The sequence below is a fragment of the Nocardia iowensis genome, from assembly GCF_019222765.1.
In the GTDB taxonomy this organism is placed as follows: Bacteria; Actinomycetota; Actinomycetes; order Mycobacteriales; family Mycobacteriaceae; genus Nocardia; species Nocardia iowensis.
Genome location: NZ_CP078145.1, coordinates 2,846,239 through 2,858,427, shown reverse-complemented (window position 1 = coordinate 2,858,427; position 12,189 = coordinate 2,846,239). Strand labels below are relative to the sequence as shown.

The window sequence follows — 12,189 nt, the reverse complement described above, 5'->3', positions numbered from 1 at the left end:
TCAGATCTTGTCCACCGTGGCCAGTGCCTGCACGAGGACGTCATGTGCCTGCTCGAGGATGCGCGCGCGGCGGGTGATGTCGGTGCCGGTTTCGGCGCCATCGGCCGTCGGGTTCACGCCCGGCCAGTCGGTGCGGGTGGTGAGTTCGGTGAGCAGGCCGTCGATCTCGCCGCGAATGCGCTCCGGGTCGGCCGGCTCCGGACGCCCTGGTGCGCCCGGCAGATGCTGGCCGGGCAGCGGGGCCCCTGGGCGGGGGCCGTTCGCGCCGGGGTGCGTGCCGGGGCCGGTCGGGCGGGGCATGGGAGTAGTCATCGTGGCGTCAACGCTATCGGATTTCCGTACCAGACGCGCGTACCGTCACGGCTCGTCCCGGGTTGCGCCGCAACCGATCGGCCAGGTCTGCGGCGAGGTCGCTCGCGTCGCTGTCCGATTCGGCGGGTACCGGCGGGTGGTTCAATGCGTCCAGTGAGTCGGCGACGTAGGTGGGGATGAACTCGGCGGACGCGCCTTTCAGCTCGTCGAGGGTGCTGACGCCGGTCAGCACCAGCAGCGATTCCAGGCCGACAGTGTTCGCACCTTCGATGTCGGTGTCCAGCCGGTCCCCCACCACCAGGGCGCTGCGGGTTCCGGCGCGCACGAGCGCGTCTTCCAGCAGGGGTGCGTAGGGTTTGCCCGCCACGATGGGTTCGCGGTCGGACGCGGTTCGCAAGGCCGCCACCATCGAACCGTTGCCCGGCGCGAGGCCGCGCTCGTTCGGCAGCGTTCTGTCGGTGTTGGCCGCGACCCACAGCGCGTCCGCGCGCAGCGCGTAGGCCGCTTCGGCGAGGTCGGCCCAGCAGGTGTGCGGTGAATGTCCTTGCACGACAGCGGCGGGTGCGGTGTCGTCGAAGCGGCGGATCGGGCGCAAGCCCACCGCGGTCACTTCGGCGGCGAGGTCGTCGGTGCCGACGACCAGTACTGTCGCGCCCGGCGCCAGCCGTTCGGCGAGCAGCCGTGCGGCCGCCTGCGCACTCGTCACCACGTCATCGGTTGTCGCGGGGTAGCCGAGCTCCGCCAAGTGCCCCGCGACCGTCTCCGGCCCACGGCTGGCGTTGTTCGTGACATACATCAGCCGCTGTGCGGACCCTCCCTCGGCCAACGCCTCCGGCGCACCCTCGATCACCGCGTGCCCGCGATACAGGGTCCCGTCCAAATCCAGCAGCAAGGCTTCGTAGCGATCTCGTAGCCGCTCCACACCACTCTCCGTGTCACCGATCGGCACCGTGCCGAACACCCGAACCCTACTGTGCGGCGAGCGGGACATGACGGTGGGTTCTCTCGCGATTGGTCACCGTCATGTCCCGCTCGTTGGCCTCAGGCGGTGATGCAGTTGCCTTCGCCGTCGGCTTTGCCGGGGGTTTGGAAGACGCCGGGCACGGTGCAGTACGTGTCCTTCGGGAGGGGGACGAAGCGGACGGTGTCCTGGCCGGGCTCGTGGCAGGTCGCCGTGGCGGGCAGAGTTCCCGGAAGGTAGATGCTTTCAGTGGGCTCGAGGCCCTGCTGCTCGCACGCCCGCTTGACCTCCTGCCCGTAATCGTACGGCTCCGCATTGGCCGAAACGGTGCTCAACGCGGTCAACGCCGCGGCAGCCAAGCCAACGAACGCAGTGACCCGGACACAACTCATCGAATCTCCTTCACATCAGACCGCCCTGCGACATGCCGCTGAAAGTCGGCACACCCGTAGCGATTTCGCCACGAGAACAGTACGCGGTCCACGTCGACGCGACCCGACATTCCGAACCATCCGGCTGGCATGCTCGATGCACCACCGAGCTTCACACGGCGGGTCGTTACTCCGTACCCCGAGCAGCCCTCTGAGGGACATCGAGGAAGACGATGCCCGCCCGAAGTCCCCGATGCACCCACGAGGTGCAGGTGACGGTCACGGTCCGCCACGACGGCGCGGGCGATGGGCGGAGCGCATCGGTTCGTGCCGCGTCGGCGGTTCGTCCATAGTCGGGAGCCGCCAGTTCGACTACAGGTTCAGGCCGTCCGAGGACCGCGACAACGGCGCGGGCGCTGAGCGGGGGCGCAACGATCCGCGCCTGGTTGCCGGTTCGCTGTTCAGACGGGATGCCGGGCTGTTGGGCTACAGTTCGAGGTTGTCGCCGGTGAGTTCTTCGGCGCGGTCCTCTGCGTCGGTTTCGCCGTCGACGTCGGCGGCAGCGGCGTTGAGGAACCAGGTGAGGCCCTCGGCGGTGCGGCCTGCGGCGACCAGAGCGTCGGCGTAGGCGTAGAAGAGGCGGGCCGCGGCGGAGCCGGTGCGGGAGGGGTCGAGTTCGGAGGTTTGCAGGGTGACTACGGCCTGATCGTATTCGCCGAGGTCCATCCGGGCACCGGCGACGACGATGCGCAGCTCGGTGGCCTCGTCACCGGTCAGGGCGCGGGCCTCGTCGCTGCGGCCGAGTTCGATGGCGCGTTCGGGGCGGCCGAGGCCGCGTTCGCAGTCCGCCATCACGGCGAGCAGACCGGAGCCGCCGGACATGCGGCGGGCGGTGCGCAGCTCGGACAGCGCTTCCGCCCATTCGCCCGCGTGGTAGGCGGTGACGCCTGCGGTTTCGCGAACCACCGCGATGCGGCCCGCACGTTGCCGCGCGGCGCGCGCGTGGGCGAGGGCCAGACGTGGGTCGTCGTCGATCAGTTTGGCCGCCATCACCAGATGGCGGGCCACCGCTTCGGCGTTGGACTTGTCCAGGCTCAGCAGGTCACGCCGGACAGCGGGTTCCAAGTCGGCGGGCTGCACGTCATCGGGGAGGTCGGGTTCCTCGGGACGCGGCGGACGCCGGTCCTGCGACCGATCGCCACCGGCACCGCTACGCGCCCCTTCGCCGCCACGACGCCGATCGTCCGGCCCGTTGCCACGCGAATCGTTGCGATCGAACCCACCACGGCCGGAATCGCCGCCGCGATCACCCGAGCCGCCCCGGTTGAAACCGCCGCGATCACCGGAACCACCCGAGTCGCCACCGCGTTTGAAACCGCCGCGCTCGGCGGACCCGCCGCTGCGATTGAAGCCGCCACGATCGTCCGAACTACCACCGCGATTGAATCCGCCACGGTCACCGGAGCCACCGCTGCGGTTGAAACCGCCACGTTCGCCTGAGCCACCACGTCGGTCACTGGAACCGCTGCTGCGGTTGAAACCGCCACGCTCACCGGAACCGCCGGAGTCGCCACCGCGTTTGAAACCGCCGCGCTCAGCAGAGCCGCCGCCGCGGTTGAAGCCACCACGCTCGTCCGATTTGCCGCCGCGGTTGAAGCTACTGCGGTCGTCGGAGCCGCCGCGATTGAAACCGCCACGGTCGCCCGAGCTACCACCGCGCTCAGCGGACCCGCCGCTGCGGTTGAAACCGCCACGCTCACCGGAACTTCCGCGCGGGCCGGAGTCGCTGCGCCCACTCGAACCGGTACCACGGTCGAAACCACCACGGCCGGAATCACTGCGTCCACCCGAATCGCCGCCACGGTTGAAACCGCCACGGTCGCCGGAGGCACCCTCACGTTTGAAGCCACCGCGCTCACCCGAGTCGCCAGTACGGTTGAAACCGCCACGGCTACCCGAATCGCTGCCACGGTCGGCACCGCCGCGCTCGCCGGAACCACTTCCACGGTTGTAACCGCCGCGCTCGCCGGAGTCACCGCCACGGTTGTAACCGCCACGTTGACCGGAGTCACCGCCACGATTGAATCCGCCACGGTCGCCCGAGCCGCCGCTACGGTTGAATCCGCCACGGTCGCCTGTGCTACCACGTGAGCCGGAATCGCCACTTCGGTTGAACCCGCCGCGCTCGCCGGAGCCTGAACGGTCGCCTGAACTGCCGCGCTGGGCGGAATCGCCGCGCTGGCCGAATCCACCGCGTCCGGCGGAATCGCCGCGACGATCCGATCCGCTGCGGTCGCCGGAACTGCCGCGCGAGCTGGAGGCGCTGCGGTCGCCGGAGTCGTTATTTCGCTTGAAGCCACCGCGGTCGCCGGTTCCGCCACGCGGGCCGCTTTCGCGGTCGGGGCGGTTCTTGGACGCGTCTCCGCCGGCTCCACCGCTGCCCTGAGAGGGGCGATCGGATCCCTCGCCGCGCCGGAAGGACTTCCGGTCGTCGTTCTGTTCCGACACGGTGATCCCTTTCTGAGGTCCGCAAGAGGTGGTCGGGGGCCCCACAAATTGAATCACGTGTCATGGTGGGGGCACTGACACGGCGATGTCGTCCGGCACGGCAAGGTGCTGAAACGACGATAGGGGACCCAGAATCTGGGTCCCCTATCGTGAAGGATGTTCCGGCGGTGTCCTACTCTCCCACACCCTGTCGAGTGCAGTACCATCGGCGCTGGCAGGCTTAGCTTCCGGGTTCGGAATGGGACCGGGCGTTTCCCTGCCGCTATGGCCGCCGTAACTCTATGAAACTGTCCACACTCCGTGTCCCAGGTTCACCAGGGGAGGGAAAATGCTCAGGGGCCTGCGGCCCCTGAAACCCCACCTCGAACCCGTGGACACGGATCAGTGTGTGTTGTTTCAGATACTGCACAGTGGACGCGTAGCTTCTTTGTTGGTAAGTCCTCGGCCGATTAGTACCAGTCACCTACACCCGTTACCGGGCTTCCAGTTCTGGCCTATCAACCCCATGGTCTGTGGGGGGCCTTAACCACTCGAAGGTGGTGAGAAACCTCATCTTGGAACAGGCTTCCCGCTTAGATGCTTTCAGCGGTTATCCCTTCCGAACGTAGCTAACCAGCGGTGCTCCTGGCGGAACAACTGGCACACCAGAGGTTCGTCCGTCCCGGTCCTCTCGTACTAGGGACAGCCTTCCTCAAGTTTCTGACGCGCGCGGCGGATAGAGACCGAACTGTCTCACGACGTTCTAAACCCAGCTCGCGTGCCGCTTTAATGGGCGAACAGCCCAACCCTTGGGACCTACTCCAGCCCCAGGATGCGACGAGCCGACATCGAGGTGCCAAACCATCCCGTCGATATGGACTCTTGGGGAAGATCAGCCTGTTATCCCCGGGGTACCTTTTATCCGTTGAGCGACACCGCTTCCACTTGCCGGTGCCGGATCACTAGTCCCGACTTTCGTCCCTGCTCGAGCTGTCGCTCTCACAGTCAAGCTCCCTTGTGCACTTGCACTCGACACCTGATTGCCAACCAGGCTGAGGGAACCTTTGGGCGCCTCCGTTACATTTTAGGAGGCAACCGCCCCAGTTAAACTACCCACCAGGCACTGTCCCTGAACCAGATCATGGTCCGAGGTTAGAAGTCCAATACGATCAGAGTGGTATTTCAACGATGACTCCACAAACACTGGCGTGCCCGCTTCACAGTCTCCCACCTATCCTACACAAACCGTACCGAACACCAATACCAAGCTATAGTGAAGGTCCCGGGGTCTTTTCGTCCTGCCGCGCGTAACGAGCATCTTTACTCGTAATGCAATTTCGCCGAGTCTGTGGTTGAGACAGCAGAGAAGTCGTTACGCCATTCGTGCAGGTCGGAACTTACCCGACAAGGAATTTCGCTACCTTAGGATGGTTATAGTTACCACCGCCGTTTACCGGGGCTTAAATTCTCAGCTTCGCGCCGAAGCGCTAACCGGTCCTCTTAACCTTCCGGCACCGGGCAGGCGTCAGTCCGTATACATCGTCTTACGACTTCGCACGGACCTGTGTTTTTAGTAAACAGTCGCTTCTCTCTGGTCTCTGCGACCACCCCCAGCTCAGGAAGCAAGTCCCGTCACCGGTTGTGGTCCCCCTTCTCCCGAAGTTACGGGGGCATTTTGCCGAGTTCCTTAACCACAGTTCTCTCGATCGCCTTAGTATTCTCTACCTGACCACCTGTGTCGGTTTGGGGTACGGGCCGTGTACCAACTCACTAGAGGCTTTTCTCGGCAGCATAGGATCACTGAATTCGCCTCAATCGGCTACGCATCACCTCTCAGGCCATATGAACGGCGGATTTGCCTACCGTTCGCCCTACAGGCTTACACCAGTACAACCACTGACTGGCCCAGCTACCTTCCTGCGTCACCCCATCGCTTGACTACTACCAGCCGGGGTCATGTGCAGCCACATCCGGCTCCCCGAAGGGAGTCCATCCGCTTTTGGACACTTAGCACAACTGATTCATCATGGGCGCGGATACACGGGTACGGGAATATCAACCCGTTGTCCATCGACTACGCCTGTCGGCCTCGCCTTAGGTCCCGACTCACCCTGGGCGGATTAACCTGGCCCAGGAACCCTTGGTCATTCGGCGGACGAGTTTCTCACTCGTCTTTCGCTACTCATGCCTGCATTCTCACTCGCGTCACCTCCACAGCTGGTTCACACCGCTGCTTCCATGGTGACACGACGCTCCCCTACCCATCCACACCACTGGACACACCCCCGCAGGAATGTGCCGGTGTTAAGCATGAATGCCGCGGCTTCGGCGGTGTACTTGAGCCCCGCTACATTGTCGGCGCAAAATCACTTGACCAGTGAGCTATTACGCACTCTTTCAAGGGTGGCTGCTTCTAAGCCAACCTCCTGGTTGTCTTCGCGACTTCACATCCTTTTCCACTTAGTACACGCTTAGGGGCCTTAGCCGGCGATCTGGGCTGTTTCCCTCTCGACTACGAAGCTTATCCCCCGCAGTCTCACTGCCACGCTCTCACACACCGGCATTCGGAGTTTGGCTGATTTCGGTAAGCTTGTAGGCCCCCTAGACCATCCAGTAGCTCTACCTCCGGCGTGAAACACGTGACGCTGCACCTAAATGCATTTCGGGGAGAACCAGCTATCACGGAGTTTGATTGGCCTTTCACCCCTACCCACAGCTCATCCCCTCAGTTTTCAACCTAAGTGGGTTCGGGCCTCCACGACGTCTTACCGTCGCTTCACCCTGGCCATGGGTAGATCACTCCGCTTCGGGTCTAGAACATGCGACTCAAACGCCCTATTCGGACTCGCTTTCGCTACGGCTACCCCACACGGGTTAACCTCGCCACATGCCACTAACTCGCAGGCTCATTCTTCAAAAGGCACGCCATCACCCACAGCCGACCAAACGACTCGCAGGCTCTGACGGATTGTAAGCGCACGGTTTCAGGTACTATTTCACTCCCCTCCCGGGGTACTTTTCACCTTTCCCTCACGGTACTAGTCCGCTATCGGTCACCAGGGAGTATTCAGGCTTACCGGGTGGTCCCGGCAGATTCACAGCAGATTTCACGGGCCCGCTGCTACTCGGGTACTCACTACAAGAGCCGTCAGGTTTTCGTCTACGGGATTCTCACCCTCTACGACAGGCCGTTCCAGACCACTTCGACTAACCCAACGGTTTCTGACTCCCGCTTGGCTCGGCAGAACCAAGAAAGTGAGCCCCACTACCCCACATACACAACCCCTGCCGGGTATCACATGTACATGGTTTAGCCTCATCCGCTTTCGCTCGCCACTACTCACGGAATCACAATTGTTTTCTCTTCCTGTGGGTACTGAGATGTTTCACTTCCCCACGTTCCCTCCACACACCCTATATATTCAGATGCGGGTAACACGACATCACTCGTGCTGGGTTTCCCCATTCGGAAATCCTCGGATCTCAGCTCGGTTGACAGCTCCCCGAGGCTTATCGCAGCCTCCTACGTCCTTCATCGGCTCCTGGTGCCAAGGCATCCACCGTACGCTCTTAAACACTTACTAACAAAGATGCTCGCGTCCACTGTGCAGTTCTCAAACAACACACAAAGCTGAAACCCTCTGCAGCACCAGCCAGAACTCTCGCCCTGCGGTATGACTACGGAATCAACCTTGTCGTTATCTTGCCCAGAGAAACACTCGCGTGTTCTCTCAGGACCCAACAGTGTGCCGATATATCTCCGAACGGTCAGCCGTGACGGCCAACCGCAGTTTCGAAGAAGTAGTCAGTGTTCCACCCATGAGCGTCCGCCGGATGACGTATGCATCCGAAACGGTCTCTGCCAGAACAACACTCCCACCTGTGTGGGCATGTCTGGAGATGTGCTCCTTAGAAAGGAGGTGATCCAGCCGCACCTTCCGGTACGGCTACCTTGTTACGACTTCGTCCCAATCGCCAATCCCACCTTCGACGGCTCCCTCCCACAAGGGGTTAGGCCACCGGCTTCGGGTGTTACCGACTTTCATGACGTGACGGGCGGTGTGTACAAGGCCCGGGAACGTATTCACCGCAGCGTTGCTGATCTGCGATTACTAGCGACTCCAACTTCACGGGGTCGAGTTGCAGACCCCGATCCGAACTGAGACCGGCTTTAAGGGATTCGCTCCACCTCACGGTATCGCAGCCCTCTGTACCGGCCATTGTAGCATGTGTGAAGCCCTGGACATAAGGGGCATGATGACTTGACGTCGTCCCCACCTTCCTCCGAGTTGACCCCGGCAGTCTCCTGCGAGTCCCCGCCATTACGCGCTGGCAACACAGGACAAGGGTTGCGCTCGTTGCGGGACTTAACCCAACATCTCACGACACGAGCTGACGACAGCCATGCACCACCTGTACACCGACCACAAGGGGGCCTACATCTCTGCAGGTTTCCGGTGTATGTCAAACCCAGGTAAGGTTCTTCGCGTTGCATCGAATTAATCCACATGCTCCGCCGCTTGTGCGGGCCCCCGTCAATTCCTTTGAGTTTTAGCCTTGCGGCCGTACTCCCCAGGCGGGGTACTTAATGCGTTAGCTACGGCACGGATCCCGTGGAAGGAAACCCACACCTAGTACCCACCGTTTACGGCGTGGACTACCAGGGTATCTAATCCTGTTCGCTACCCACGCTTTCGCTTCTCAGCGTCAGTTACTTCCCAGAGACCCGCCTTCGCCACCGGTGTTCCTCCTGATATCTGCGCATTTCACCGCTACACCAGGAATTCCAGTCTCCCCTGAAGTACTCTAGTCTGCCCGTATCGCCTGCAAGCTTAAGGTTGAGCCCCAAGTTTTCACAGAAGACGCGACAGACCGCCTACAAGCTCTTTACGCCCAGTAATTCCGGACAACGCTCGCACCCTACGTATTACCGCGGCTGCTGGCACGTAGTTGGCCGGTGCTTCTTCTACAGGTACCGTCACTTTCGCTTCGTCCCTGTCGAAAGAGGTTTACAACCCGAAGGCCGTCATCCCTCACGCGGCGTCGCTGCATCAGGCTTTCGCCCATTGTGCAATATTCCCCACTGCTGCCTCCCGTAGGAGTCTGGGCCGTGTCTCAGTCCCAGTGTGGCCGGTCACCCTCTCAGGTCGGCTACCCGTCGTCGCCTTGGTGGGCCGTTACCCCGCCAACAAGCTGATAGGCCGCGGGCCCATCTCGCACCGATAAATCTTTCCACCAACCAGCATGCACTGGAAGGTCATATCCGGTATTAGACCCAGTTTCCCAGGCTTATCCCGAAGTGCGAGGCAGATCACCCACGTGTTACTCACCCGTTCGCCGCTCGTGTACCCCGAAGGGCCTTACCGCTCGACTTGCATGTGTTAAGCACGCCGCCAGCGTTCGTCCTGAGCCAGGATCAAACTCTCCGTTGAAGACTCTCGAAACACTCCGAAGAGCGAATCAGAAATATCTAACTAGAGTCCGAAAACCTAGCAAAACAAAACGCCAGCAAAAAGTATTTGCTGACTAAATGTCCAACCTCATCAACCGGGGGGTATGAGAGGCCGGAACCAATAAAATAATTGGCACTGACATTCATCGACACACTATTGAGTTCTCAAAGAACACACGCACACACTTCAGTCCCGGCGCTAACCGGTTCGTCTGTGAGGCAACTTTTCCAGCCTAACCGGCCTCCTGCGCAGAGTCAAGTCCGCATCAGTTGTCCAAGATCTTGCTGGTGGCCAGGCGCTCCCCGTACTACCTCGTTTCCCGGTCCATCCGCTCAGCGTTTCCGCTGGGCTTCTCGGCTCCGGGTCGGTGTCCGTGTCGCTCTGACTTGAACTAAGTTACGCGGCGGATAACGCTACGTCAAATCCGCTGTTCGAGCTGGCGTTTCCCCAGGTCAGAGGGCCGGATTCGGAGCCGAGGCGGGCTTGAATCACATGGATGTGACTCAAGCCACCGCGATCTTCATGCACCTGCCCGCAGTACCCCCGCGAGGTTCTTCTTGCCACGCCGCAACACCAGCCAGCGTCCGTGCAGGTAGTCGCTGTCGGCAGGGGTCCAGTCCAGATCCGAGACCCGCTCGTTGTTCACCGACGCTCCGCCTTCGTTCACCGCTCGCCGGGCCGCACCGCGGCTTTCGCTGAGTCCGGTCGCGACGAGCAGATCCACGATCGTGCTCGGTTCCCCCGCCGCCAGTTCGGCCACCGCGGCTTCGCGCAGCGCCGCACCCAACGTCGGCTCGTCCAATTCGCGCAACTCACCGCGACCGAACAACGCCTGGCTGGCCAGCTGCACCGCGCGCGTGTTCGCCTCCCCATGCACCAGCGTGGTCATCTCCGCTGCCAGTCTGCGCTGCGCTTCCCGCGCGTGCGGTCGCTCGGACGTGGCCACTTCCAGTTCCGCCAGTTCCTCGCGCGACAGGAAGGTGAACCAGCGCAGGTACCGCATCACATCGGCGTCGGCGGTGTTCACGAAGTACTGGTACCAGGCGTACGGGCTGGTCATTTCGGGGTCGAGCCACAGGCTGCCGCCACCGGTCGACTTGCCGAACTTCTTGCCGTCGGCGGAAGTCACCAGCGGAACGGTGAGCGCGTGCACCGACGCTCCGTCGACCCGCCGGTTCAGTTCGACGCCGGCGATGATGTTGCCCCACTGATCGGAACCGCCGACCTGCAGCGTGCAGTCGTAGTTGCGGCGCAGCTGCAGGTAGTCGTTCGCCTGCAACAGCATGTAGCTGAACTCGGTGTAGGAGATGCCTTCACCGTCCAGGCGCCGCTTGATGGTGTCGCGCGCCAGCATGACGTTCACCGAGAAGTGCTTGCCGATATCGCGCAGGAAGTCGACCGTGGACAGCTGCCCGGTCCACTCCATGTTGTTGGCGATCACCGCGCCGGTCGGCGAGTCATCGAGGTCGACGAACCGTTCCAGCTGCGAGCGGATGCGCTGCGCCCATTGCTGCACGGTGTCGGACGAGTTCATGGTGCGTTCGCCGACGTCGCGCGGGTCACCGATGAGTCCGGTGGCGCCGCCGGCCAGCACGATCGGCCGATTTCCCGCGCGCTGGAATCGCTTCAATGCCAGCAGCGGCACCAGATGTCCGGCGTGCAGGCTGGGCGCGGTGGGATCGAATCCGGCATAGACGGTCAACCGTCCCGCGTCCAAGGCCGCGCGCAGGGCGTCCAGGTCGGTGGACTGCGCGATCAGTCCGCGCCAGGTCAATTCGTCGATGATGTCGCCGCTCACGGTGTCCCATCTTTCCGCACGGGTAGTAGGTGCCTCGAGTGCGCCTCAGTGTGTCGGCGTTCTGCCCGCAGGTCGAGCGAATTTGCGGCGTCCTAGGCGGCGAATCCTCGGACGAGGATGTCCACCGTCAGGGTGAAGCGGGATTCGAAATCCAGGCCCGCGCCCGTGGTCAGCGATTCGGCCAGCAGCGGATAGCTGTCCGGGTCCGCTTCGGCCGGTGTGTTGTCGGCCTGCTCGTGGCCCGGTGTGGTCCCGGCTTCGGCGAGCGTGTGGCCGATGACGAACGTCATCACGGCATTGATGATGTCCATCGCCCGCCCCAGCGGCACGCCCTGATCACACATCACCGCCAGGCCGGATTCCAGAATCCGGTAGGCACCGGGCGAGTTGACCGGCCTGGTCGCGAGGATGCTCAGCGTCGCGGGATGGGCGAGCAGCGTCGCGCGCAGTCCGTGCGCCATCGCGGTCACCGCCGCGGGCCACGGCCGATCTCCGGCGGGCAGCAACTCCCCCATCGATCGCTCCAGCAGTCGCTCGACCATGCCGTCCAGCAGCGCGGCCTTGCTCGGGACGTAGTGATAGAGACTCATGCCGTCGACACCCATCGCCGCGCCGAGCTTGCGAGTGGACAGGGCGGTGAGCCCGTGTTCCCCGACGAAAGCGATCGCCGCGTCGAGGATCTTCTCCCTGGTGAGCCCGGCGCGCGGCCGGGACCGTCGATCAGCCACGGACACATCCTGCCAGATTTTTCTTGCACTGCAAGAAAACCTCGCCTACGGTTTATCTTGCACTGCAAGATAACTGGAG

General features: G+C 62.7%; 5 protein-coding genes, 3 rRNA genes and 1 pseudogene. All 9 read right to left on the bottom strand.

Annotated elements, in window-relative coordinates; all coding sequences use genetic code 11:
* Positions 1 to 312 carry a hypothetical protein gene (locus KV110_RS13135; RefSeq protein ID WP_343224177.1) on the bottom strand — a complete coding sequence of 104 codons (312 nt, stop codon included), beginning with the start codon at positions 310 to 312 and terminating at the stop codon, positions 1 to 3.
* Positions 313 to 325: 13 nt separating this feature from the next.
* A complete protein-coding gene (locus KV110_RS13130) occupies positions 326 to 1,234 on the bottom strand; it encodes an HAD-IIA family hydrolase (protein WP_218476267.1) in 909 nt (302 codons plus the stop codon).
* 119 nt (positions 1,235 to 1,353) lie between these two features.
* Positions 1,354 to 1,665, bottom strand: coding sequence for a hypothetical protein (locus tag KV110_RS13125; protein ID WP_218476266.1), 312 nt, complete (start codon positions 1,663 to 1,665; stop codon positions 1,354 to 1,356).
* Between the two features lie 465 nt (positions 1,666 to 2,130).
* Positions 2,131 to 3,120 (bottom strand): annotated as a pseudogene (locus KV110_RS41410) (tetratricopeptide repeat protein); the annotation flags it as partial.
* A gap of 1,191 nt (positions 3,121 to 4,311) precedes the next feature.
* A 5S ribosomal RNA gene (gene rrf / locus KV110_RS13115) occupies positions 4,312 to 4,428 on the bottom strand.
* A gap of 153 nt (positions 4,429 to 4,581) precedes the next feature.
* Positions 4,582 to 7,715: ribosomal RNA gene (locus KV110_RS13110) — 23S ribosomal RNA — on the bottom strand.
* Positions 7,716 to 8,044: 329 nt separating this feature from the next.
* A 16S ribosomal RNA gene (locus KV110_RS13105) occupies positions 8,045 to 9,563 on the bottom strand.
* The 16S, 23S and 5S rRNA genes sit together here, the layout of an rRNA operon.
* Before the next feature lie 541 nt (positions 9,564 to 10,104).
* Entirely contained in the window at positions 10,105 to 11,382 is a 1,278-nt protein-coding gene (gene tyrS, locus KV110_RS13100) for a tyrosine--tRNA ligase (RefSeq protein WP_218476262.1), read from the bottom strand.
* 92 nt (positions 11,383 to 11,474) lie between these two features.
* Positions 11,475 to 12,110 (bottom strand): TetR/AcrR family transcriptional regulator C-terminal domain-containing protein, encoded by a 636-nt coding sequence (locus KV110_RS13095; RefSeq protein WP_218476260.1) that lies wholly within the window; start codon positions 12,108 to 12,110, stop codon positions 11,475 to 11,477.
* Positions 12,111 to 12,189 lie beyond the last annotated feature (79 nt).